The sequence below is a fragment of the Dolomitihabitans soli genome, assembly GCF_022213955.1.
GTDB lineage: Bacteria > Actinomycetota > Actinomycetes > Streptosporangiales > Streptosporangiaceae > Streptosporangium_A > Streptosporangium_A soli.
The window spans coordinates 288,846-313,405 of record NZ_JAKNTW010000006.1 but is presented as its reverse complement, the minus strand read 5'-3'; the positions used below and the strand labels follow the sequence as shown (position 1 = coordinate 313,405).

Annotated in this window: 18 protein-coding genes; 8 read left to right on the top strand and 10 right to left on the bottom strand. The window is 70.1% G+C overall.

The window, feature by feature from the left end:
* Positions 1-33: 33 nt before the first annotated feature.
* Positions 34-1,323 (bottom strand): ABC transporter substrate-binding protein, encoded by a 1,290-nt coding sequence (locus tag MBA17_RS14830; RefSeq protein ID WP_238497021.1) that lies wholly within the window; start codon positions 1,321-1,323, stop codon positions 34-36.
* Positions 1,324-1,696: 373 nt separating this feature from the next.
* Here MBA17_RS14830 and MBA17_RS14825 point away from each other — a divergent pair, with 373 nt between their 5' ends.
* Positions 1,697-2,182, top strand: coding sequence for a hypothetical protein (locus tag MBA17_RS14825; protein ID WP_238497020.1), 486 nt, complete (start codon positions 1,697-1,699; stop codon positions 2,180-2,182).
* Positions 2,182-2,610, top strand: a complete 429-nt coding sequence (locus tag MBA17_RS14820) for a hypothetical protein (protein WP_238497019.1) — start codon at positions 2,182-2,184, stop codon at positions 2,608-2,610. Before MBA17_RS14825 ends, MBA17_RS14820 begins: the two co-directional genes overlap by 1 nt.
* 91 nt (positions 2,611-2,701) lie before the next feature.
* Here MBA17_RS14820 and MBA17_RS14815 read toward each other — a convergent pair whose 3' ends face one another.
* Entirely contained in the window at positions 2,702-4,621 is a 1,920-nt protein-coding gene (locus MBA17_RS14815; RefSeq protein WP_238497018.1) for an ATP-binding protein, read from the bottom strand.
* Positions 4,622-4,746: 125 nt separating this feature from the next.
* Between MBA17_RS14815 and MBA17_RS14810 the strand changes: the two genes are divergently transcribed.
* The gene (locus MBA17_RS14810; RefSeq protein WP_238497017.1) at positions 4,747-6,636 is read left to right on the top strand and encodes an ABC transporter ATP-binding protein; all 1,890 of its coding nucleotides are present in this window, start codon (positions 4,747-4,749) and stop codon (positions 6,634-6,636) included.
* A gap of 302 nt (positions 6,637-6,938) precedes the next feature.
* On the opposite strand, the gene MBA17_RS14805 is transcribed toward MBA17_RS14810, so the two are convergent.
* The gene (locus tag MBA17_RS14805; RefSeq protein WP_238497016.1) at positions 6,939-8,396 is read right to left on the bottom strand and encodes a peptidoglycan D,D-transpeptidase FtsI family protein; all 1,458 of its coding nucleotides are present in this window, start codon (positions 8,394-8,396) and stop codon (positions 6,939-6,941) included.
* Positions 8,397-8,479: 83 nt separating this feature from the next.
* Complete coding sequence (locus MBA17_RS14800; RefSeq protein WP_238497015.1) at positions 8,480-8,860, bottom strand: MerR family transcriptional regulator; 381 nt, start codon at positions 8,858-8,860, stop codon at positions 8,480-8,482.
* Positions 8,861-9,225: 365 nt separating this feature from the next.
* Here MBA17_RS14800 and MBA17_RS14795 point away from each other — a divergent pair, with 365 nt between their 5' ends.
* On the top strand, positions 9,226-10,164 hold the full coding sequence (locus MBA17_RS14795; RefSeq protein ID WP_238497014.1) for an aldo/keto reductase: 939 nt from the start codon (positions 9,226-9,228) through the stop codon (positions 10,162-10,164).
* 52 nt (positions 10,165-10,216) lie between these two features.
* Here MBA17_RS14795 and MBA17_RS14790 read toward each other — a convergent pair whose 3' ends face one another.
* Together MBA17_RS14790 and MBA17_RS14785 are read right to left on the bottom strand one after the other, a co-directional pair.
* The gene (locus tag MBA17_RS14790; protein ID WP_238497013.1) at positions 10,217-10,867 is read right to left on the bottom strand and encodes a TetR/AcrR family transcriptional regulator; all 651 of its coding nucleotides are present in this window, start codon (positions 10,865-10,867) and stop codon (positions 10,217-10,219) included.
* A 370-nt stretch (positions 10,868-11,237) separates the two neighbouring features.
* Positions 11,238-12,152, bottom strand: coding sequence for a coiled-coil domain-containing protein (locus MBA17_RS14785; RefSeq protein WP_238497012.1), 915 nt, complete (start codon positions 12,150-12,152; stop codon positions 11,238-11,240).
* A 391-nt stretch (positions 12,153-12,543) separates the two neighbouring features.
* On the opposite strand from MBA17_RS14785, the gene MBA17_RS14780 reads away from it, so the two are divergent.
* Positions 12,544-13,980, top strand: coding sequence for an aldehyde dehydrogenase (locus MBA17_RS14780; protein ID WP_238497011.1), 1,437 nt, complete (start codon positions 12,544-12,546; stop codon positions 13,978-13,980).
* A 337-nt stretch (positions 13,981-14,317) separates the two neighbouring features.
* Here MBA17_RS14780 and pta read toward each other — a convergent pair whose 3' ends face one another.
* Both pta and MBA17_RS14770 read right to left on the bottom strand, forming a co-directional pair.
* On the bottom strand, positions 14,318-16,321 hold the full coding sequence (gene pta / locus MBA17_RS14775; protein WP_238497010.1) for a phosphate acetyltransferase: 2,004 nt from the start codon (positions 16,319-16,321) through the stop codon (positions 14,318-14,320).
* Between the two features lie 68 nt (positions 16,322-16,389).
* Entirely contained in the window at positions 16,390-17,151 is a 762-nt protein-coding gene (locus tag MBA17_RS14770; protein WP_238497009.1) for an alpha/beta hydrolase, read from the bottom strand.
* A 109-nt stretch (positions 17,152-17,260) separates the two neighbouring features.
* Between MBA17_RS14770 and typA the strand changes: the two genes are divergently transcribed.
* Both typA and MBA17_RS14760 read left to right on the top strand, forming a co-directional pair.
* The gene (gene typA / locus MBA17_RS14765; protein ID WP_238497008.1) at positions 17,261-19,114 is read left to right on the top strand and encodes a translational GTPase TypA; all 1,854 of its coding nucleotides are present in this window, start codon (positions 17,261-17,263) and stop codon (positions 19,112-19,114) included.
* A gap of 115 nt (positions 19,115-19,229) precedes the next feature.
* The gene (locus tag MBA17_RS14760; RefSeq protein WP_238497007.1) at positions 19,230-19,856 is read left to right on the top strand and encodes a DUF6879 family protein; all 627 of its coding nucleotides are present in this window, start codon (positions 19,230-19,232) and stop codon (positions 19,854-19,856) included.
* Between the two features lie 114 nt (positions 19,857-19,970).
* Here MBA17_RS14760 and MBA17_RS14755 read toward each other — a convergent pair whose 3' ends face one another.
* Together MBA17_RS14755 and rfbH are read right to left on the bottom strand one after the other, a co-directional pair.
* Positions 19,971-21,287 carry a nucleotide disphospho-sugar-binding domain-containing protein gene (locus MBA17_RS14755; RefSeq protein ID WP_238497006.1) on the bottom strand — a complete coding sequence of 439 codons (1,317 nt, stop codon included), beginning with the start codon at positions 21,285-21,287 and terminating at the stop codon, positions 19,971-19,973.
* Positions 21,288-21,330: 43 nt separating this feature from the next.
* Positions 21,331-22,635, bottom strand: a complete 1,305-nt coding sequence (gene rfbH / locus MBA17_RS14750) for a lipopolysaccharide biosynthesis protein RfbH (RefSeq protein ID WP_238497005.1) — start codon at positions 22,633-22,635, stop codon at positions 21,331-21,333.
* Between the two features lie 417 nt (positions 22,636-23,052).
* Here rfbH and MBA17_RS14745 point away from each other — a divergent pair, with 417 nt between their 5' ends.
* Complete coding sequence (locus MBA17_RS14745) at positions 23,053-24,399, top strand: nucleotide sugar dehydrogenase (protein ID WP_238497004.1); 1,347 nt, start codon at positions 23,053-23,055, stop codon at positions 24,397-24,399.
* The last annotated feature ends 161 nt before the right edge of the window (positions 24,400-24,560 follow it).

Sequence of the window (24,560 nt, the reverse complement as noted above, 5' to 3'; positions counted from 1 at the left end):
GCGCGGCGCCGGCCGCGCGGGTCGTACGCGATCTCACTGGGCGTTGGCCTTGGCCGCGTCGGCGAGCGCGGCCTGGAGCCCCGCCACGTCCTTGGTGCCCAGGAACAACCCGACGGCCTCGGTGATCGAGGCCAGCCAGGGCTGGTTCACGGTCACGCCGTGCTGGATGGAGCCGGCCAGCTTGTTGCTGCCCCAGTCCTTCAGCGCGTCGGCCAGGTAGTCGGTGTAGAGGGCGGTGTCGGCGTCCTTGCGGGCGGGGATGGAACCCTTCTTGGGATTGAAGGCGTCCTGCCCCTCCTTGCTCGCCGCGACCTTGAGCCAAGCGACGGCCCCGTCACGGTTGGCCGCGCCCTTGGGGAGCGTGAAGCTGTCCGACAGCCACAGGAAGGTGCCCTCGGTGCCCGGTGCGGGCGCCCAGTCGAAGTCCTGCTTCGACACCTTGCCGAGGCCGCCGTCCGGCGGGTTGTGGAAGTAGCCGTAGGCCCAGTCGCCCATGATGTTGAAGGCGGCCTCGCCGTCGGCGACCTGCTTGGCGGCGGGCTGCCAGTCGTCCACCGGGTCACCCGCGTAGGACAGGATCGTCTTGAGCTCGTTGAGCGCCTTGGTCACCGCCGGGCCGCTCCAGTCGGCGCCCGGCTTGAACAGGGCGTTGTAGGCGTCGGTGCCGAGCGAGCCGAGCAGCACGCTCTCCATGAGGTGCGTGACGGTCCACTCCGAGCCGATCGAGAGCGGGATCTTGCCCTTGGCCTTGACCTTCTCCAGCGCGGCGATGAACTCCGGGATCGACTTGGGCGGGCCGGCGACCCCCGCCTCCTTCAGCACCGCCGGGTTGAACCACATGACGTTGGAGCGGTGGATGTTGACCGGGACGGAGTAGATCTGGCCGTCGACCGTGATCTGCTCGATGAGCTGGTCGGGAATGACGCCCTTGAGCTTGAGCTCGTCGTAGAGGAAGTTCACCGGCTCCACGTCGCCGGCCTTGATGTAGCCCTGCAGTTCCGCGCCCGCGTGCCCCTGGAAGGTGTCGGGCGGGGTGTCGGCCTGGAGCTTCGACTGCAGCAGCGCCTTGGCCTTGTCACCCGAGCCGCCCGCGACCGCCGCGTCGAAGAACGTGAGACCGGGGTTCTGCTTCTCGAAGATCTCCCGCATGGCCTTCAGGCCGTCGGCCTCGCCGGGCCCGGTCCACCAGGAGAAGACCTCTACCTGCTTCTTGGCCGCCTCACCACTTGGCTTCGCCTGGTCGCCCGCCTCGCCGCCGCAGGCGGTGAGGGAGAGCAGGCCCGCCATGGTGATCGCGACGGCCGACATCCACCGTCGTCGCATCGAAACACGTCCCTTCAACGTTATGAAGATCCAACCCCCGAGCGTCGCCAAAAGCCATAGTGACAACGTTGTCAGTAGGGCAATCAACCCACTTTGTGCTCCGCCGCGTCAAGACATCGGCCGGTAACGTCTCCGCAACCGAGAAAGCGCTCTCTCGGCGCGCCCCGCCCAGCCGGTGGTCACCTGCGACGGCCGCCGGGAACCGCGCCATGCTCGGCCGGTCGGCCTCGGACCGGCACGACAGCACCACCTGCCACAGGCGTGTGGTGGACCTCCCTTTTGGCAGGAGAACTACCACGATTTCCCGCCTGCGACCCCGAAAAGCGCCGCACGGAGGCCAGGAAATGTCACTCTGTGCATTATCATGATGACTGTGAGTCAACGAATTGGTCTCGGCGTTGGCCGGGTCAGGCGCGTGACAGCACGCCTCGCCCACCGAATCGGGCGGCGCGGGGCCAGCCTCCTCTTCGTCGCACTGGTGTCCACGGTCGTCGCACTGTCCCTGATGAGCCCGCCCCGCGAGGTCCTCGCCACGGCCGGATACCTCGTCCTGGACGCGATCCTGCCGCTCCGCGTCTGGGCTGCCATCTGGTTGCTGACCGCCGTGCTGTGCGTCGGCCAGGCATTCGTCCGTTCCGACCGCATCGCCTTCGCCTGCGCCTCCGCGATGATGGTCGCCTGGTCGCTGATCTACATCGTCGGCGCGTTCACCGGCGTCAACCCGCGCGGCTGGGTGCTCGGCGGCGTCTGGCTGGCCTTCGGCGCCTGGCTGACACTGATCTCGACCTGGGCGGAAGACGTCGCCCGGCCGTCTCACACCATTTCCAGCCCTGACATGGACACCAACCTGGAGGCCTGATGCCCGAATTGGCCACCATCCTCGTGCAGGCGTCCATCGGCGTCGTCCCCCTCGGTGCCGCCTGGTTCGCCTACAAGGCATCCACCGATGCCAACCGCAGGACCGCTGAGACAGCCGAGCGTCAGACCGCGCTGGAGAAATCCAAGGTGGACTCCGAGGCGTTCGAGCGGGCTCGCGACATCTACGACTCGGGCATCGAGCTACTGGAGCGTCAACTCGCCCGTGTGCAGGGTCAGTTCGACCAACTCAACGAGGAGGCCGAGGAGGAGCGTGACACGTTGATGGCGCGGATCCGTCTCATGCAACACCAGATAGAGGATCTGGAGACCACCGTGGCCACGCTACGCCGCCAGCTCATCGAGATCGGCGTCTCGCCGGCCCCGCGCACCCTCCTGGCGGCCCCTCCCCTGCCCGCCACCGAACAGTGACGCCACCCGGCCACTCCCCCGAGCCCGTGATCGCCCGGCTCGTCTCGCACGCTCCGAGCGGGTCAACCCTCGACTCACTGCTGAACGAGCCCTAGGAGATCTCGGCGAGGATCTCCATCAGCTGCGCGGCCCTGCCACGATGGCCGATCCCCCCGCTGAGCCGCAGGCCCTCGCGCACCTTGCTCCGGGCCGTCGCGTAGTCGCCCAGCTCGGCGGCGATCTTCGCCAGCCCCGTCAGGCAGCGGATCCGCTCCCCCCGGTAGTCGAGCTCGCGCAGCAACTCCAGCGCCTGCTCGTAGTGCCCGCGTGCCACCGTGAGATCGCCGCGCGCCTGCGCCACCTGCGCGAGCCCGATCAGGGCGATCGCCATCCCCCAGTCGCCGCCGCCGCGCTGCTGCCTGCGCATCGCCTCATACCAGTGCTCCGCCTCGGCGAGCTGCCCGTGCCACTGGGAGACCAGCCCGCGTACGGCCAGCACGTAGGACTCCAGGCATGGCTCCGCCTCCTCCCTGGCCATCGCGAGCGCCCTGTCGAGCGGGCACTTCCCCAACTCGGGGTTGCCGGCGTCGACGACGACCGACTGGGCGAGCGCCAGGATCTCTCCGATCCGGCTGCCGCCCGCGCGCGAGCGCCGCACCGCCTCCCTCGCGCAGGTGCCGGCCGAGGCGAAGTCGCCCGCCAGGAAGTGCAGTTCGGTGCGCAGCACCATGGCCTCTCCGACGAGCCCGTCGGGCACCCGCCCGGCGTCGGCGAGCATCCGGTCGAGCAACGGCGCGGTGTCGTCGAACCGCCCGCTGCCGATCACCGCCCAGCGCAGGTCGGTGAGGATGCGGAGGCCCTGCTCCACCTCGTCGTTGTCGATGGCCCAGGCGATCGCGGCCAGCACGTTGGGCCGCACCGCGTCGAGCATCGCCATGTGGCGGCAGATCTCGGCCCAGCTCGTGTCCGAGTTCCGGATCAGCTCGCCGCCCTGGCGGGCCAGCTCGCGGACGCAGGCCAGGTGCCGCCGGCGCAGATCGCTCTCCTCGCCGCCTTCGGAGAGCCGCTCCGCCGCGTACCCGCGCAGGGTCTCCAGCATCCGGTAACGCATCTCGCCGTCCCTGACGAGCAGGGACTTGTCGACCAGCATCGCCAGCGTGCGCAGCACCTCGCCGCGCCACACGCCGCCGCCGGAGCAGACCATCTCGGCCATCTCCAGGGTCCACCCGCCGGTGAAGACCGTCAGGCGCTGGAGCAGCAGCCGCTCCTGCGCGCTGAGCATCCGGTAACTCCATTCGACCGTCGCCAGCAGGGTGCGCCTGCCGGTCGAGCGAACCCCGCCGGACGGCAGCCGGAACCTGTCGTCGAGCCGCATCCGGATCTGCTCGACGGTCAGATAACGCGTCATCGCGGCGGCCAGCTCGATGGCCAGCGGCACGCCCTCCAGCTCGGCGCAGAGCATCGCCGCCTGCGCGGTGGCCGCGTCGGTCCACTGGAAATCGGGCCGCGAGGCAGACGCGCGGTCGACGAACAACCTGACCGCCTCGCAGTCGGGATCGTCGTCGGCGGAGAGCGAGAGCGGAGGCACCCGCCAGGTGCACTCACCCGCCACCCGCAGCGGCTCCCTGGTCGTCACCAGCAGCCACACCTCGGGGCAGACGGCGAGGATCCGCGAACACAGCCTGGCGCACTCCTCCGCCTGGTGGTCGCCGCTGTCGAGCACCAGCAGCGACCTGCTGGCGGCCAGCGCGCCGAGCAGCCCCTCACCGGTTCCGGGCACGTCGAGCGTCGCCGCGACGCGCTGGGCGGGCGTGCCCGGGTGCTCGGCCAGCTCCACCAGCCAGACCCCGTCGGGGAACCGGTCGGCCACCTCGCGGGCGACCCGCAGGGCGAGGCGCGTCTTGCCGACGCCGCCCGCGCCGCACAGGGTGAGCATGCGGGCCGCCACCAGCAGCCCCGCGCACTCCTCGATGTCGGACTCACGCCCGACGAAGGCGTCGGGCTCGATCGGGAGGTTGGTCTGAACGGTCATCTGCCCTCGGCGCTCGGCGTTTTCTACCGTCACGGAAAGTGTTGCATCAATCACCACTGCGTCAACAGTTTTCTGTCCTACAACACGATGGCGGTTTGCCCGGGGCCGCGTTCAGACTGAGCGCCATGGCCACCATCACCCCCCCTTCCGACGCCGAGGAGATCGACGGGCTCGGCGAGCTGGCCCTGCCCGACTGGTTCGTCCACATGGACAAGATGGCCGGGGTCGGCTTCCTGACCATCGCCAAGCGGCTGCCGTCCCTGGTGGCGCAGGCCGTACGGATGGCTTGGCAGGCCAGCCCGCGCGACACCCTGGCCACCGTCGTGCTCAGCCTGCTCGGCGGCGTGTTCACCGCCTTCGGGCTGCTCGCCACCACCGGCGTCCTCCAGGCGCTGTTCGCCGAGGGCCCCACCCCCGACCGGGTCAGGGCGGCGCTGCCGAGCCTGATCCTGGTCGGCATCGCGGCCACGATCCGCACGTCGCTGACCGCGGGCGCGGGCTGGGCCCAGTCACGCCTCGACCCGCAGGTGAGCCGCATCGCGGAGGAGCGCCTGTACGGCGTGACCAGCCGCGTCGACCTCGTCGCCTTCGACGACCCGGAGTTCCACGACGCCCTCCAGCGCGCCAGGACCAGAGGCGTCTCCACGGCCGACTCCGTGGTCGGCCTCGCGATCGACGTGCTGACCGGAGCCATCGGCATCCTGGCGGCGGCGGGCGTGCTCGGACTGCTCCATCCGGTGCTGCTGCCGCTGCTCGTGCTGGCCGTACTGCCCGACGCGTGGGCCGCGGTGCGCTCGGCGCGGATGCGCTACACCACGATGTACGCGCTGATCCCGGCCCACCGGCGCAAGTGGATCATCGGCGAACTGCTCGCCGAACGCTCACCGGCGGCCGAGGTGCGCTCCTTCACGATGCGCGACTTCCTGCTGGGGATGTACGACGCGGTGGCCAGGGCCGAGCAGCGGATCCTGATCCGGCTGGCCGGGCGGCAGACCGTGGCGCGGCTGGTCGGCGAGGCGCTCAGCGGCATCGGCACCGCCGCGGTCTATGTGGCGCTCGGCCTGCTGCTGGCCGTCGGCGCGGTCCCGCTGGCCGTCGCGGGCACCGCCGTACTGGCGATCAGGTCGGGCCAGTCGTCGCTGGCCAACCTGCTGTACGCGACGAACCGCCTCTACGAGGAGGGGCTGTACTTCACCGACTTCCTGGCCTTCTGCGAGCAGGCCGACGCCAGGGTGGGCGCGCCGCGGACCGCGGCGGCGCCCGACACGTTCGAGCGGATCTCCGCGGAGCACGTGACCTTCACCTATCCCGGCGCCGACTCCCCCGCCCTGCGTGACGTCTCCGTGCACATCCGCAGCGGCGAGGTGATCGCGCTCGTCGGTGAGAACGGTTCGGGCAAGACGACCCTGGCCAAGATCCTCTCGGGCCTCTACGAGCCGGACGAGGGCACCGTCAGATGGGACGACCTGGATCTCGCCCAGGTCGAGCCGCACGACCTGCGCGGCCGGATCGCCGTCATCGCCCAGGACCACACGCGCTGGCCGCTGACCGCCAAGCACAACATCACGATGGGCACCGACAAGGGCGAGCCCGTCCTGCTCGGCGCGGCCGAGGTCGCCGGGGCCGACGAGGTGATCGCCGAGTTGCCGAACGGCTACCGCACGCTGCTCGACCGGCGGTTCAAGGACGGCAAGGAGCTGTCGGGCGGGCAGTGGCAGCGGATCGCGGTCGCCAGGGGCTTCCATCGCGAGGCCGCCCTGCTGATCTGCGACGAGCCGACCGCCGCGCTCGACGCCCGCGCCGAGCACGCCCTCTTCGAGCAGATCAGGCGGCACGCCGACGGGCGGACCGTGCTGCTCATCACACACCGGCTGGCGAGCGTCCGCTACGCCGACCGGATCTACGTGCTCGACCACGGCCGGGTGACCGAGCAGGGCACCCACGACGACCTCATGGCGGTCGACGGCATCTACGCCGACCTCTACACCCTCCAGGCCGACGCCTACTCCGCCTGACAACACCACCCGCCGGCTCAGCCTCACCACGTTCCACTCCGGTCTCCGGCCGGCCCGCCCCCGCCATGACGACATCGGCCGCCGGCCGGTACAGACCTCGAAAGCGGCGCGGGCGAGCAGACGCGAGAACCTTGTCGAACTCTGGGCGGCTGGACAGGGTGCCGCTGATCGTGTCGATACTGACGCGGTCGCATCTGGCCGGCTCCAGCGGCGCGGCGGTCGTTTCGGCCGACAGGCACCCGGTCACCTGCTCGCACAACGCCCACTCGACCGGGCTCGGCAGCCGCGCCCGTCCCATGCCTTCAGCCGGACAGGACGGCGCGCATCACCGCCCTGGCGATGGGGGCGGCCACGTCCCCGCCGTGGCCGCCCTGCTCCACCAGCACCCCGACGGCCACCAGCGGATGCTCGGCGGGCGCGAAGGCCGTGATGACCGCGTGGGACTCGGCGCCCGATACGTTCTCGGCCGTGCCGGTCTTGGCCGCGACGTGGACGCCGGGGATCGCCGCGGCCCTGCCGGTGCCGCCCAGCTGGGTCACGTTGATCATCATTCCGGTGAGCTGGGCCGCGACCCGGCTCGACATGGTGCGCATATACGGCGACGGGCTGGCCTGCTCCAGCACTGTGCCGTCCGACATGCGTACCTGTTCCACCAGGTAGGGGCGCATGAGCAGGCCGCTGTTGGCGACCGCCGCGGAGATCATCGCGATGCCGAGCGGGGTGGCCCTGGCGTCGAACTGCCCGATGGCCGACATCGCGGTCTGCGCCCGGTCCATCACCTCGGGATAGACGCTGGCCGACACCGGGAGCGGCACCCGGAGATCGTCCACGCCGAACCCGAACCTCTCCGCCTGCTCGCGGAGCAGATCCTGCCCGAGTCTGAGCCCGATCCCGGCGAACGCCGTGTTGCACGAGACCATGAACGCGTACGCCAGTTGCGGGCGGCCGTTGGCGCACCGCACGCCGTTCGCGTTCTTGAGCACCACTCCGGTGCCGGGCAGGCGCAACGTGGTCGGCGCGTCGACCTTGGTCCGTGCCGAGTAACCGCCGGAGCCGATCGCGGCCGCGCTGGTGATCACCTTGAAGGTGGAACCCGGCGGATAGTTCTGGTTCAGCGCCCGGTTCAGCAGGGGCCTGGCCGGATCACGGCGCAACGCGGCGTCCACCCGGTTCAGCTCGGTCACATTGAAGGTCGTGTAGCGGTTGGGGTCGTAGGAGGGGAAGGAGACGAGGGCCAGGATCGCGCCCGACAGCGGGTCGAGGGCGACCACCGCGCCCCTGCGTCCGGTGGCGCGCAACCCGGCGTAGGCCGCCTCCTGCGCCCGCGCGTCGATGGTCAGCTTGAGTGAGGCGGCCTCGATGGTGCCGTTCTCGACGAGCGCACGCACCTTCAGCCGGGGGTCGTCGCCCCCAAGGATCCCGTCCTCCGCCCGTTCCATACCGGTCGGGCCGTACAGGGAGAGGTGGCCGGTGACGGGGGCGTACAACGGGCCGTGGGGATAGCTGCGGTGGTAGTCGAACCGGCCGCGGGCCCGCTCGCTGACGGCGATCACCGTGCCGTCGCGGGTGAGCAGTTCTCCGCGCGGCCGGTCGAACCTGGCGATCTGGGTGCGGAGGTTGCGGGGGTCCTCCCGCAGGGTGTCCGCCTGGAACGCCTGGATCAAGGTCACGTTCGCCAGCAACGCGAACATCATCAGCGCGCACACCAGCGCGACACCGCGCAGCGGGATGTTCATCCGCCTCGCGCGTGATCCGGCCATGGCCCCCTCCCGATCCCGCCTCCGGTCTAACAGTCAGACCGGAAAGAGGGCCCCGGGTCAGGGCATGTGAAGCGGAAAGGGGATCAGGCGGGGATCTCCTGCAGGCGCAGCACCCCGTGGTACCAGGAGATCTTGTTCTTGATGGCCTGCTGCTGCTCCCGCAGGTTGTCGATCTGCGCCTCCACCCGCCGGTCGTGCTCAGCGAGCAGTTCGACCCGTTCGGTGATGGTGTGCTCGCCCGCCCGCGTCATCTCCGCGAATCTGATCATCTCCGCGATCGGCATCCCGGTATCCCGCAGGCACCTCACCATCCCGAGCCACCCCACGTCCGCATCCGTGAAGCGCCGCTGCCCCGCCGCGTTCCGCCCGATCGGCTCCAGCAGCCCGATGCGCTCGTAGTAACGCAACGTGTCGAGGCTGAACCCGGTCCGCTCCACCACTTGTGCCGGTGTGTACACACTCACCTCCCCATTATGCGACCGCCCGCGTCCCTCCACACCAAACATCGCCCGGCCGCATCGGCAGAGCACCGTCAAGACACGAAGACTTCCGACGGTACGGCGGGCACGCGGATGTCTGATCGCATACAGTGCTCACGCCCAACTGTGCGAGTTTTCCACAGGCCATGGAGTGAGGGTTCGACGAAGTTCGCGGATTTCGAGTCGGGTGTCGAGGCCGCCTGCGAGAGGGCGCGCAAGCTCGACCCCGGCGGAGAAGATCATTTGAAGAACCCGTCGTCCGGTGTGTGGCGGCTGGTCGGGCGGCTCAGATAGAACGCCGATCATGCAGGCTTGACCTGGAGTGGGGTCCAGGTTCCAAGGTTGTCGGCATGACACGAATTCCATTGGCGTTGGGGACAATCGCGTTCGGGACGAAAGTCGACGAGGAGGGGTCGTTCGCCATTCTGGATCGGTTCGCGGAGGCGGGCGGCACGATGCTCGACACCGCCAACAACTATCCGTTCTGGGAGGAAGGGTGCAGCGGAGACGAGAGCGAGAACACCATCGGGGCGTGGCTTGAGTCCCGGGGGAACCGGGACCGGATGGTCGTCGGCACGAAGTGCGGGGCGCGGCCGACCGTGCCGGGCGACCGGACGCTCGATTCGGCCGAAGGGCTCTCCGCCGACACGGTGCGGGCGGCCGTCGAGGGGAGTCTGCGGCGGTTGCGCACCGATCACATCGACGTGTACTGGGCGCACATCGAGGACAGGTCCGTTCCGCTGGAGGAGACCGTCGGAGCGTTCGGGGACCTGGTGAAGCAGGGCAAGGTGCGGGAGACCGGCGCCAGCAACATGCCCTCGTGGCGACTGGAACGGGCGCGTGCGCTGTCCGAGGCGTACGGCGGGCAGCCCTTCACGCACGTGCAGCTTCGTCACACCTACCTGCGCCCGCGGCCGGGAGTGAGGCTGCCGGAGTTCGGCCACCGGCTGGCCGGCGACGAGACGCTCGACCATGTGCGTTCGGTGCCCGAGCTGACGCTGTGGGCCTACAACACGCTGATGTTCGGCGCCTACACCCGTCCCGATCGGCCGATCCCGGATGTCTACCAGCATCCGGGCACCACCCGGCGCCTCGCCGTACTCCGTGAGGTGGCGGCGGAGCTCGGGGTCACGGCGAACCAGGTCGTGCTGGCCTGGCTGGTGGGCGGGGACCCGGGGGTGCTGCCGATCGTCGGGGTCAGCTCGATCGCTCAGCTCGACGAGGCGCTCGGGGGCGTGACGCTGACCCTCGACGCGGACGCGCGCGACCGGCTGGACGCGGCCGTGTAGGCGGCTGTGCAGGCGGCTGTGCAGGCGGCTGTGCAGGCGACCGGGAGGACGATCAGGTGAAGTGGTCGGCGAGGTAGCGGCGGACCAGGAGCTTGCATTCGGCGATCAGCTCGGGATCGCCGTCGGGGTGGGCGCGGAAGGCCAGTTTCAGCACCGAGTCGGCCGCTTCCACCGCCACCAGCAGGGCGCGGTCGAGGGTGGGGCCGATGGGCGCGCCGAGCTGTTCGACGACGAGCCCGCGGAGCCGGTCGGCCACGATCACGTTGTTCTCCAGCGCTTCGTCGAGCATCCGCTCGGTGCCCCCGAGCGCGGGCCCGCCCGGCGCGGCCAGCACCTCGCCGAAGTCGACGACGGCGAACCCGGGGGTGCTCCGTTTCATCGCGATGAACTCGTCGACGGCGAGATCCACCACGTCGCTCCAGTGCGACAGCTCCGCCTGGGCCAGCCGGATGGTGATGCGGCCGAGGAACGCCTCCAGGTTGCGCAGTGCGAGCGCCCGCACCAGGCCCTGCTTGTCGGGGAAGAACTGGTAGAACGTACCGATGGGCACCTCGGCCCGGCGGGCGACCTCCTTGGTCGTCAGCGCCTCGTAACCGAGCTCGTCAAGCAGCTGGGCGCACTCGTCCAGCATGCGCTCGACCCGTTCCAGGCTGCGACGCTGGGCTGGTCGGCGGCGCAGTGTTTCTCCGGAGACGTTAGTCATGAGCCCCATCATCCACCGTAATCATCGCCATAGGTAATATCACGCGTCACATTGGCATCATGCGTGACATCCGCCGGGCACGGCGACCGCCTCTCACCTGCCGGGAGTGCGGCGGTCCTGGAACCGGCCCGCCCACCGCCGTACGGCAGGCCGGATCATTGCAGCCCACCGCCTCAGTACGGCAGGCCAGGTGGACGCCGCCCGCCGACCGTGCCGCGGTCCGCGGGGCCCACGCCGCTCCAGCGGCTGCGTCCCCCCGCCGTGACGCCGTACCTTGACGTGGCTCCTCCGGCCCGAGATCGGCGGGCGGACGGGCGGGTGGGTCCGGCCTGCCGTACGGCGGTGGGCTGGTGCCGTGCGGCGGGGGCGGTCAGAAGACGGACACGTGGACGTGGTCCCAGTGGTTGGCGGTATTGCCGCCGCGGTCGGACATGGGACGCCAGCCGGTGCCGGTGCGGACGTCGTAGTAGCGCTGTTTCCAGATGATGTACATGATGCCGACGCTGGCGCCGTTGCTGATGGCCCATTGGGCGAGGGCGTCGCCGCGTTCCATGTCGATCTGGTTGGGCATGGCGCCGCCGGTGCTCATCATGAAGTCGCAGGCCCGGCCGCTGCCGTGGTCGCCGGGGTCGCCGCGGCGCAGGCAGCCGTAGTTGTAGGGCATGGGGAACCGCTGCAGGACGGCGTCGCGGACGGAGACCATCCGGGAGGTCAGGCCGGCGCTGCCGGAGGGGGTCTGGAAGCCGTACTTGGCGAGCAGACCTTCCATCTTGCGGCGCTTGCTCTGCAGGTTCTTGATCTCCCGCTTCATGCTGTCGATCTTCGCCTCGGCGGCCTTCTTGGCCTTCTTGGCGTTGACGACGAGCTCTCTGACGCGTTCGAGCTGGTGTGCTCGCTGGCTGGCGAGGTGGCTCATGGTGGCGGCGGAGCCGAGGAGGGAGGCGCCCCCGGGGCCGTCCATGCCGAAGAGCTGGACCGAGTCGAGGGAGCCGCCCATATAGGTGGTCTGGGCGTATTCCGCGACCTCGCGCTCGGCTTTGGCGAGGGCGCGCTTCAGGCCGGTGGAGCGGTCGGTGGCCTTCTTGGCCTGGACCCGGATCTCCTCCAGGTCCTGGAGCTGGCCCCGGTAGGCCTTGTTGAGCGCGGCGGCCTGCTTGGTGAGCTTGTTCAGCTCGGCTTGGGGAGTGGGTTTGGCGTACTCCGCGGAGGCGCTGGGAAGGCTGGGAACCAGCAGCAGGGTCGCGAGGGTGACCATCGCGGCGGCTCGGCGCCGGCCTGGTTTCACGCGCTTCCTCCCCTCGGGAACGTGTTCCGCACAGACGGACCGAAACTATAGAACGTGATCTTGCGCCCTGCCACCTGAACGATCGAACCCGTGCACCATTAGCGCACTATGTACAGATCCGAGAGGTTTGCCCCTATTTATAGCGGCGGGCGACGCCATCTTCCAGCCCCCGGTCAGGCCGGCGACACCACGGCGAACGTCGCCGACGAGAGGGACCCGGCCATCTCGTCAGGCGAACGACCTACTTGCCGCCAGAACTGCCATAACGCCTTCCTGAGGTACGGCTCGCACACCATGCTGAGTGCGAGCCGCACTCATGCCTTGACCAGGATCCCCAGAACATGATTCGGTTTCAGCGACACCAGTCCCCGCACCGACCCAGGAGGCAGACATGCTGCAGCACGACCGGCTCTTCATCGGGGGCGACTGGGTGGCCCCCGCCAGCACCGGGACGATCGACGTCGTCTCGCCGCACACCGAGGAGATCGTCGGCCGCGTGCCGGACGGCGCCCCCGCCGACATGGACCGCGCGGTCGCCGCCGCCCGGGAGGCGTTCGACAACGGGCCGTGGCCGCGGATGACCATGGCCGAGCGCGCCGCCGTCGTCGCCAGGCTCGCCGAGATCTACGCCGAGCGCCAGGCCGAGATGGCCCAGCTGATCACGACCGAGATGGGCTCGCCGATCAGCTTCTCCACCATGGCGCAGGCGCCGCAGCCGCTCGGCATGCTCCAGTACTTCGCCGAGCTGGGCACGACCTTCGCGGTGGAGGACGAACGGCCCGGCCTGTTCGGCCCGGTGACCGTCCGCCGCGAGCCGGTCGGGGTGGTGGCGGCCGTGGTCCCGTGGAACGTCCCGCAGTTCGTCATCATGACCAAGCTGGCCCCCGCGCTGGTGGCCGGGTGCACGGTGGTGATCAAGCCGGCCCCCGAGACGCCGCTCGACTCCTACCTGCTCGCCGACATGATCGCGCAGGCCGGGATTCCGGCCGGGGTGGTCAACATCGTCGCCGCGGGGCGGGAGGCCGGCGAGCACCTGGTCTCACATCCGGGCGTCGACAAGGTCGCCTTCACCGGCTCCACCGCCGCGGGCCGCCGGATCGCCGCCATCTGCGGCGAGCAGCTCAAGCGGTGCAGCCTGGAACTGGGCGGCAAGTCGGCGGCGATCATCCTCGACGACTGCCACCTGCCCTCGGCCATGGGCTTCCTGTCCATCGCCTCGCTGATGAACAACGGCCAGGCGTGCGTGGCCCAGACGCGCATCCTGGCCTCCCGCAGCCGCTACGACGAGGTCGTCCAGGCCGTCTCCGACATGGTGACCGGCCAGGCGGTGGGCGATCCCGGCGACCCGGGCACCGGCATCGGCCCGCTGGTCGCCAAACGCCAGCAGGACCGGGTCGAGGACTACATCAAGATCGGTATCGACGAGGGCGCGAAGCCGGTCGTGGGCGGTCTGGAGCGGCCCTTCGACCGCGGCTGGTACGTGGCGCCGACCGTCTTCGCCGGGGTGCACAACGACATGCGCATCGCCCGCGAGGAGATCTTCGGCCCGGTCCTCGCGGTGATCCCGTACGACGACGAGGGCGACGCGGTGCGCATCGCCAACGACAGCGACTACGGGCTGTCCGGCACCGTCTGGACCGCCGACACCGAGCGCGGGATGGACATCGCCCGGCAGGTGCGCACCGGCACCTACGGGGTCAACGTGATGAACACCATGGAGCCCTCGGCCCCGTTCGGCGGCTACAAGGCCAGCGGGCTCGGCCGCGAACTCGGCCCCGAGGGGCTCTCGGCCTACCTTGAGTACAAGTCGATCGCCCGGCTGGGCTGAAGGCTGGAACCCGGTGGCGCGCGGACCCGTCGGTCCACGCGCCACCGGATGAGAGACCGGGCCTGCGATCCCAGCGCGCCCCCGCGACGCTGAGCTCAGATCCAGCGCGCCCCCGCGACGCTGGACCTCGGAACTCAGCGCGCCCCCGCGACGCTGAGCTCAGACCCAGCGCGCCCCCGCGACGCTGGGCTGTGCACCCGGCTGGTCCAAGGATGTCCCCAGCCGGTCCACCGCGGTGGGCCGGCAGTCCGAGGACCTCTCCCAGAGGATTCATTCCATCCGCTCTAGGTAGACGCCATATATCCGGTAATGGTTCGGAGAAATTTCAGAATCTTCCTCACACCGGGCCGGTTTGTGCCTGAATTGCCGTAATCGCGACCATTGTCACGATGTCCGCGATCGACGCGTTCCGGTGCAGATCGTTGACGGGCATCCGCAGCCCCTGCAGGACCGGCCCGAGCACCACCCCGCCGGCGGACCGCCGCACCGCCGTACTCGCCGTCTCCGCCGCGTCGAGGTCGGGGAAGATCAGTACGGTCGCCGCGCCCCCGACCCGGGAGTCCGGCGCCTTCTCCGCGGCCACCCTCGGATCCACCGCCGAGTCGAACCGGATCGGCCCGTCGACCACCAGTTCCGGGGCCCGCGATCGGACCAGGTCCGCGGCGCGGCGCACCTTGTCCACATCGCCGCCCGACCCCGCCACCCCCGCCGAGTACGACAGCATCGCGACCCTCGGCTCGATGCCGAACCGCTCCGCCGTACGGGCCGTGGTGATCGCGATGTCGGCGAGCCTGGAGGCGTCGGGATCGTGGTTCACCGCGCAGTCGCCGTAGAGCAGGACCCGGTCGGGCAGGCAGACGAAGCACGCCGCGGACGCCGGGCCCGCCTTGAGGATCTGCAACGCGGGACGCATCGTGGCCGAGGTGGTCTGCGTCACGCCGGAGACCATCCCGTGCACCATGCCGGTGTGCACCATCATCGCGCCGAAGAAGCTGGCGTCGCCGAGCGTGTCCCTGGCACGGCGGTGGGTCATCGCCTTGTGCTCGCGGAGCAGCGCGTACGCCTCGGCGAAGGTCTCCCGCAGCGGAGAGGTGAGCGGGTCGAGCACGCGTACCTCGTCCAGGTTCATCCCCAGGACACGGGCGCGGCGCCGTATCTCGTCCGTCCGGCCGAGCAGCGTCACCTCCGCGACGCCCCGCCGTACGATGATCCCCGCCGCGCGCAGGACCCGGTCGTCCTCCCCCTCGGGAAGCACGATGTGCCTGCGGCGCGTACCGGCCCGGTCGATCAGCAGGTGCTCGAACATCTTCGGGGTGACCCGCCCGGAGGGGCCGAACTCGATGCGGCGGGCCAGCACGGCCGTGTCCACGTGCGCGGCGAAGTGACCGAGCGCGGTCTCGACCTTCTTCGGGTTGTCCGGGGTGATCCCGCCCTCCAGGTTCGCCAGCAGCGCGGCGGCGGCGAAACTGTCGGCGGCGGCGGACAGGATCGGAAGCTCGGGAGCGAGCCGGGCGGTGAGCCCGCGCACGTTGGACGAGGGCTTCTCACCGAGAGTGAGCATCACGCCGGCCGGGCGGGCCACGCCGGCCGCGTCCGAGGCCAGGACGCCGAGCAGCACGTCGGCGCGGTCGCCCGGGGTGATCACGAGGGCGCCGTCGCGCAGGTGGTCGAGGAAGACGGGCAGCGTCGCGCCGCCGAAGACGTAGCCGAGCACGTCGCGCTGCATCCCGTCGTCGTCGCCCTGCACCTGGGTGGCTCGTACGGCTGCCGCGGCCTGCCGTACGGTCGGCGCGGCGAGCAGCGGGTTCTCCGGGACGGCGTAGCACGGCGCGGGCAGGTCGAGGGTGATCGCGGCCACCGGGGCCACCCGGTTGGCGATCAGCGCGAGCACCGAGCAGCCGCGGCCGGTGTACGCCTCGTATCCCTGGCGCAGCGCGGCCGACACCGTCTCCGGCCGCCGGCCCCTGCCGCCCGCCACCAGGACCACCGGCGCGCCCAGCTCGGCCGCGAGCCGGGCGTCGAGATCGTTCTCCGACGAGCCGCCGAGGATCAGCATCGCGTCGCAGCCGCCGGCCGCGGCGCGGAAACCGTCCGCGAGCTTGGGGACCAGCTTCTCCTGGGTGGTCTCCGCCAGTTCCTCGGGCGTGAGCCCGCAGCCGAACCCGCTCAGCCGGTAACGGCCGCGGAGCAGTTCCACGCTCGTGTCGGGCTGTTCCCCGTGCGAGACGGGCCGGTACACGCCGACCCGCTCCACATGATGGGACAGCAGCTCCATCAACCCGAGTTCGACGACGTGCCGGCCGGCTCCGCGCCCCAGCCCCGCCACATAGATGCTCCGCATCGACGTCCCCCCAGCAGTCATCTCCCTCAGGATCTCCCCGACCACTCCGGGTGAACAGCCGTGATCGATCAAGTGTCGGTAAGGCTTGTCCTGATCCACTCGCCGATCCGGCGGATCAGCGCGGGCGTGGCCGCCGTCTCCGCGTGCCCGTATCCCCGTTCCACCCACAGCTCCCTGGGCTCCCGGGCGGCGGCGAAGAGCTGGTGGGCGTGCTCCACGGGGAAGAAGGTGTCGGCGTCGCCGTGCACGATGAGCAGGGGCGTCGGAGCGATCATGGGCGCGGCCTCGTACGGCGCGAGCGGGACCGGGTCCCACGGCGCACGCGCGATCCTGGTCCGCATGACCACCCGGGCGAGGAGCCGGCCGGCCGGCCGCTCGATCGCCCAGTGGATCCGCCGCATCGGCGCGGTGCCCCGGTAGTACCACCGTGCGGGCCCGCTCACCGCCGCCACCGCGTCCACCCCGCCGCGCAGCCCCGCATGACGCAGGGCCACCGCCGCGCCCATCGAGAAGCCGACCACCGCGATCCGGGGATAGCCGATCACCCGGGCGTGCCGTACGGCGGCCTCGAGGTCGAGCACCTCCAGGTCGCCGACGGTCGTGTGGCCGCCCGACCGGCCGTGCCCGCGGAAGTCGAAGGAGACCACGCCGCCGAAGGCGCTCAGCGCGTGCACGATGCGCCGGGTGGAACGCTGGCGCCAGTTGCCGGTGAATCCGTGGGCCACCACGATCCCGAGCCCGTCACCGCCGCGTGAGGGCGTGTGGGCGCCGTCCACCCTGGTGCCGTCGTCGGCACGCAGGGTCACCGGAAAATGTGCAGCGAGAGGCATGAGCACGAGCTTAGAAGCGCACCGTCGGCGGGTTCTTCCCGGATCAACTAAAATGGGAGGGCCGCATTGTCCGCGGCCCGCATCCACGATCACAGAGCGAGACTCCATCATGCCTTTGAACAGCCGCGACGACCTGCGGAACCTCGCGATCATCGCGCACGTCGACCACGGCAAGACCACGCTGGTGGATGCCATGCTCTGGCAGTCCGGCGCGTTCCGCGCCAACCAGGACGTCGATGACCGGGTCATGGACTCCAACGACCTAGAGCGCGAGAAGGGGATCACCATTCTCGCCAAGAACACCGCGGTGCAACACAGCGGCATGACCATCAACATCATCGACACTCCGGGCCACGCCGACTTCGGCGGCGAGGTCGAGCGCGGGCTGTCCATGGTCGACGGCGTCGTGCTGCTCGTCGACGCCTCGGAGGGGCCGCTGCCCCAGACCAGGTTCGTGCTGCGCAAGGCGCTGTCGGCGAAGATGCCGGTCATCCTGTGTATCAACAAGGTCGACCGCCCCGACGCGCGCATCAAGGAGGTCGTGGACGAGGCGTACGAGCTGTTCCTCGACCTCGACGCCACCGAGGAGCAGATCGACTTCCCGATCGTCTACGCCTCGGCCAAGGCGGGCCGGGCCAGCCTCAACCGTCCGGAGGACGGCGGCATGCCCGACGCGGAGGACCTGGAGCCGCTCTTCGACACGATCAAGAGCACCATCCCGGCGCCGGTCTTCGATCCCTCGGCGCCGCTCCAGGCACACGTCACCAACCTCGACGCCTCCAGCTACCTGGGCAGGATCGCGCTCTGCCGGATCCACCAGGGCGAGATCAAGAGGGGACAGCAGGTCTCCTGGTGCCGCACCGACGGCACCATCCAGAAGGTCAAGATCACTGAGCTGATGATGACCGAGGCCCTGGAGCGCAAGCCGGCCGACCAGGCGGGCCCCGGCGACATCATCGCCATCGCCGGCATCCCGGACATCATGATCGGTGAGACGCTCGCCGACCCCGACGACCCGCGCCCGCTGCCGCTGATCACCGTCGACGAGCCCGCGATCTCGATGACCATCGGCACCAACACCTCGCCGCTCGTCGGCAAGGTCAGGGGCTCCAAGGTCACCGCCCGGATGGTCAAGGACCGCCTGGAGAAGGAACTGGTCGGCAACGTCTCGCTGCGGGTGCTGCCCACCGAGCGGCCGGACACCTGGGAGGTGCAGGGCCGCGGCGAGCTGGCGCTGGCCATCCTGGTCGAGCAGATGCGCCGTGAGGGCTTCGAGCTGACCGTCGGCAAGCCGCAGGTGGTCACCCGGATCGTCGACGGCAAGGTGCAGGAGCCGGTGGAGCGCCTCACCGTCGACTGCCCCGAGGAGTACCTCGGCGCCATCACCCAGCTCATGGCGGTCCGCAAGGGGCGCATGGAGCACATGACCAACCACGGCACCGGCTGGATCCGGATGGAGTTCGTGGTCCCGGCACGGGGCCTGATCGGCTTCCGCACCGAGTTCCTCACCGAGACCCGCGGCACCGGCCTCGTCCACCACGTGTTCGAGGCGTACGAGCCGTGGTTCGGCGAACTGCGCACCCGCAACAACGGCTCCCTGGTCGCCGACCGGATGGGCGTCGTCACCCCGTTCGCGATGTTGAACCTCCAGGAGCGCGGCACCCTGTTCGTCGCGCCGACCACCGAGGTCTACGAGGGCATGATCATCGGGGAGAACTCCCGCTCCGACGACATGGACGTCAACATCACCAAGGAGAAGAAGCTCACCAACATGCGCTCCTCCACCAGTGAGGAGACCGAGAAGGTGATCCCCCCGCGTCAGCTGTCCCTTGAGCAGGCGCTGGAGTTCATCCGCGAGGACGAGTGCGTGGAGATCACGCCGGAGACGGTCCGCATCCGCAAGGTGGTCCTCGACGCGGCCGTCCGCGGCCGGAGCGCGGCCCGCGCCAAGCGCGGGGGCTGAATTCCGCAGCGCTCTTACCAGATCTCCTTGCCAGGGCGACCCCCGAGTGTTTGCATGGACAGGACTCGGGGGCGGATGGGGTAACCCATGGCTTCTGTGCCCGAGGAGTTCAGTAGTGACGGATCTCACAGCACGCGGTGCGCGTCTGACCGGCCTGGTTCGAGACACGCCCGGGGTGGTGCTCGCCCGGGAGGCCTACAACGCGGAGCTCGACCCGCGGGTGGCCGCCGGCACCGCGCCGTGCTGGAAGCTGGAGCGGATGCAACACTTCAGCGAACCCGACGTGCCCAGCTGGGCGGCCGCGCGCGCAGGTGACTGGGCGGGCTCGCTGGCGCTCGTCGAGGAGATGCGGCCCGGCCTCGCGGCGATCTCCGGCTCGCTGTCGCGGCTGCGCCGGGTCCGGATCGTGGAATGCCCCGCCAGTCCCTACCTCCAGTGGGAGATGCAGGTCTTCCGGGCGCGCACCCACGCGGGCGAACGCATCCGCGTCCTCGACGCGGGCGCGCTGGCAGGCGTGGAGGCCGAGGGCAGGCTTCCCGAACTGCTCATCGTCGGCCCCGAGGTGATGTACGAGATCCTCTACGACTCCGCCGGCGGCCACACCGGAGGCCGCCGCATCGAGTCGCCGGACGTCATCGAGGCGTGCACCGCCGAACTGGCCGCGTTGTACGACGTCGGCGAGGACTTCCAGTGCTACTACGACAGGGTGATCGCCCCGCTGCCGCCCCCGCCCACGGTCTGACGGTCAGGCGCAGCCGGGGGAACAGGGGGAGCCGCGCGGCCTCGGGGGGTGGGCCGCGCGGCTCCAGGGGATCACCCGGCCCGGGGGGAACCGGATGACCCGAGGGGTGGGTTCTCAGCCCGGTCGGTGTTCGGCGGTGAGCTTCTCCAGGTCGGTGATGATCTCGGAGGGCCCCGGCTTCGCCAGCCACTCGTTGTGCAGGTCGGCGGCGCCCGCCTGGTAGGAGGGCTCGGTCACGACCGCGTGGATCTGCGCCCTGACCTCCTCGACCGACTGGGTCTGGTGGTTCAGGCGGACCCCGGCGCCGCGCGACTCGACGTAGGCCGCCGCGACCCACGACAGGATGTTCCGCTCGGCCATCTTGCTGTTCTCGCCGTCGACGACGATGACCCGCTGGGGCTCGTCGGTGTCGGTGATGATCTGTGGGATGTTCGCCGCCACCGAGGTCCAGAAGGTGCCGCTGGAGCCGTGGTTGATGCTCGCCGCGCACGTCGGCAGGAGCTGCACCAGCGGCACGTAGTCGACCGTGCGCACGTTGGCGGGGATGTTGGTGATGCCTTCGAGCTGGTCGCTGTTGAGAGTGGCGACGACCTCGACGTCCAGGTCGGCGACCGCCTCAAGGATCTTCGGAGTGCGCCACTCCCCCTTGTGGTACGCCCGGGTCGACAGTCCCACCGACAGCGCGATCCTGGGCCGCTCCGGCCGGGCGTACAGCCACTCGGGCTTGACGCCGCCGCCGTTGTAGGGGCTCCAGCGGACGGGCAGCGACGCGATGTCCGTCGACAGGCGCATCTCCGCCGGCATCGGGTCGATGGTCCACTGGCCGACCAGCAACTCGTCGTCCACCTCCACGCCGTACCGCTCGGCGAGCGGGCGGACGGCCCTGACCAGCGGGTTCTCGGGAAGCGCCGGGCCGCCCAGCCGGGCATGCTCCGCGAACTTCTCCACCGCCCACCCGCTGTAGTCGGGGCACATCAGCACCCGCGCGTGCGCGGCCCCGCTGGCACGGGCGGCCACCGCGCCGGCCGGGAACCACGGGTCCCACAGGACCAGGTCGGGCCGCCAGTCCAGGGCGAACTGGACCAGCGCCTCGTTCTGCGCGCTGGGCCGCGGCGGGAGGTGGAACCTGACGCCCATCAGGTAGTACTGGAAGTAGACGTCCCAGGTGTCACGCTCGGCCGGCGAGATCGCCAGGGCCCCGGCGAGGCGCTCCATCTCCTCCAGGTCCGGCGGGAGGTCGTCCCGGACCCAGCCCTGCGTCTCCGGCACACCACAGACCACGGCCGTCAGACCGGCGGCCACGATGTCGTCCGCCGCCCCCGGCGGGCACGCGACGACCACCTCGTGCCCGGCGAGCTGCAGCGCCTGGGCGTACGGCACGGCGGGATAGAGGTGGCACGCCTGAGGCCAGACGCTGAGCATTATTCGCATGGCGGTCTCCCTGTGATTCGGCTCTCCCGTACGGCCGGGGTGGTCACCCGCGCGCCCGCACGAACTCCTTGATGGAGTCGATGACGTAGTCGATCTTCTCGTCGGTCAGTCCTGGGTAGACGCCCACGTGGAACGTCTGGGTGGTGATGATGTCGGTGTTGGTCAGCTCGCCGACGACGCGGTGCTCCTGGTCCATGTAGGCGGGGTGCCGGAGCAGGTTGCCCCCGAACAGGCGGCGGGTGCCGATCTTCCTGTCCTCCAGGAAGTCCACCATCTCCTTGGTGCCGAACGGGGCCTGCGGGTCGACCGTGAGGACGAAGCCGTACCAGCTCGGGTCGCTGCGCGGGGTGGCCTCGGGCAGCAGCAGGTGCGGCACGCCCTCCAGCCCGTCGCGGAGGCGGCGCCAGTTGTGCCGCCGCGCGGCGCAGAAGTCGTCGATCTTGTTGAGCTGGCTGAGGCCGAGCGCGGCCTGCAGCTCGGTGATCTTCAGGTTGTAACCGACATGCGAGTAGATGTACTTGTGGTCGTAGCCGTGCGGGAGCGTGCCCATCTGGTAGTTGAAGCGCTTGAGGCAGGTGTCGCTCTCACCGGGCTCGCACCAGCAGTCTCGGCCCCAGTCGCGCAGCGACTCGACGATCCGGCCGAGCAGCAGGTTCGAGGTGAGGACGCAGCCGCCCTCCCCCATCGTCATGTGGTGCGCCGGGTAGAAGCTGACCGTGGTGAGGTCGCCGAAGGTGCCGACCGGCTCGCCGTCGTAGGTGGACCCGACCGCGTCGCAGCTGTCCTCGATCAGGAAGAGGTCGTTGTCCGTCGCGAGCTGGGCCATCTCGGCGACCTCGAACGGGTTGCCGACGGTGTGCGCGATCATGATCGCCTTGGTCTTGGGGCCGATCGCCGCCGCCACCATGTCCACGGTCGGGTTGTAGGTGCCGAGTTCCACGTCCACGAAGACCGGGACCAGCCCGTTCTGCAGGATCGGGTTCACCGTGGTGGGGAAGGCCGCCGCGACGGTGATGACCTCGTCGCCGGGGCGCAGCCGTACGTCCTCCAGCCGGTGGGAGGTGAGCGCGGACACTGCCAGCAGGTTGGCCGAGGACCCCGAGTTGGCCAGGTACGCCTTGCGCCGCTTGAGCTTGCGCGCGAACAGCGACTCGAACTTGCGAGCCCTTGATCCTCCCGCGACCCGGAGTTCCAGGGCGGCCTCGACCAGCGCCACACGGTCCTCGACGTCGTGCACCGCGCCGGTCGGCCAGATCTCACTGACGCCCGGCACGAACTCCTGGTCGATCTCCATATCCTGGTGATATTTGCGGACCTCGTCCAGGATTAGCGCCTTGTGGTCATTCATCTCCGGCCCCTAACTCATCGGGTCGACGCTGTCTGACGTTCTTCCCCGCGCGGGAGTGGACCCGGCGCGCACCGCCGGCGGCCGCCGACCCGCCGGCTCCGCTCCGACCTCCACCGGGAAACGCCGAGCCGCCGCCGGAACACCTCCGGCGAAATCCGAATGGGGGGAGATCACCTGCTCCGGTCACACCTCCTCAGGATCATGCCTGGCCGTACCCCCCGCATCTCCTGCGTTGCGGCGCTGAAAAGCGCTGCTTGACAGCCTGTCAGTGTCTCGCAATCCAAGAGATGCGGTACGGCGGGCAGGGCGATGTTCTTGTGAGAAGGAACGACCCGGGGCAGCCGATGGCCATCCGAGGAATAGCACCGGGGCCTTGATCGAAGGGGATCGAGTCTTATTCCTCTTGTTAGGAGCGTTATGCGTTTTCTACCTGACCATCGGGACCCGAAAGTGGCGATCATCGGCCTCGGCTATGTCGGCTCCTGCTTCGCCGCGGTCCTCGCCGACCGGGGCTACGACGTCACCGGCGTGGACACCGACGCCCGCCTGATCGACGAGCTGACCGACGGCCACTGCCGATACCAGGAAGACGGGCTGGCGGAGCTGCTCATCGGCGGGATCACCGCCGGGCGGCTCCGGGTGACCACCGACTACGCAGCCATCCGCGCGGCCGACGTGGTGCTGATCGCGGTCGGCACCCCCGTCGAGACCGACGGCTCCCTGATGGACGACCAGCTCCGGGGCGCGTGCCTGAACGTGAGCGCCCATCTGCGGCAGGGTCAGCTGCTGGTGCTGAAGAGCACCGTGCCGCCGGGAACGACCCGCGATGTCGTCCTTCCGCTGCTCCAGCGGAGCGGCCTCGTCTGCGGCGAGGACTTCGGGCTCGCCTTCACCCCCGAGCGGTTCGCCGAGGGCACGGCCCTGCGCGAGGTGCGGTCGCTGCCGATCGTGGTGGGCGGGATGGATCCGGCCAGCAAACGGGACGCGGCCGAGTTCTGGCACCGTGCCCTCGGGGTCGAGGTGGTCCCGCTGGACTCGCCGGAGGCCGCCGAGATCGTCAAACTCGCCGACAACTGGTGGATCGACCTCAACATCGCCCTGGCCAACGAACTGGCCAAGTTCTGCGGCGCGCACAACGTGGACGTGCTGGACGTGATCGCCGCCGCCAACACGGTCCCCAAGGGCAAGGGAATGGTGAACATCCTGCTGCCCAGCGTCGGTGTGGGCGGCTCGTGCCTGGTCAAGGACCCGTGGATGGTCTGGCACTCGGCCCGCGGGCGCGGCGTGGAGATCCACACCGCTCCCGCCGGGCGCAAGGTCAACCTGGGCATGCCGGAGTACACCGCGCAGCTGATCATCGACGAGCTGCTGCGGCTCGGCAAGGACCCCGCGACGTCCACCGTCGCCGTGCTGGGCGCCGCGTTCAAGAACAACACCGGCGACCTGCGCGCCACCCCGGTCGAGGGCGTCGTCACCGCCCTGGCCAAGGCCGGCGCCACGGTTCGCGTCTACGACCCGCTGGTCGATCCCCTGCAGGCCGAGGCGCTGCTCGGTGTCGCTCCCGTGCCGAGTCTGCTGGCGGCCGTCCAGGACGCGGACTGCGTCGCCATCATGGCCTTCCACCGCGAGTTCCAGGACCTCGACTACGCCGAGCTGCCCGTCGCGGCGCCGTGCGTGGTCCTGGACGGGCGGGCGTACTACCCGAAGGAGAAGATCGCCTCCCTCCGCGACCTCGGTTACGCCTACCGGGGCATCGGCCGCTGACCGCCTCCCCCCACCGACCATGATCCCCGCCTGGTGGCCGAGTCGCCGGGGAGCGCGGGGCAACGGAGCCCGCCCCGGCAGATCCGCCCGGGGCGGGCTCGCCGCACTCCGGGCGGTCATCGGGCCGGGCTCGCCGTACGCAGGTCGATCACCGGACCGGG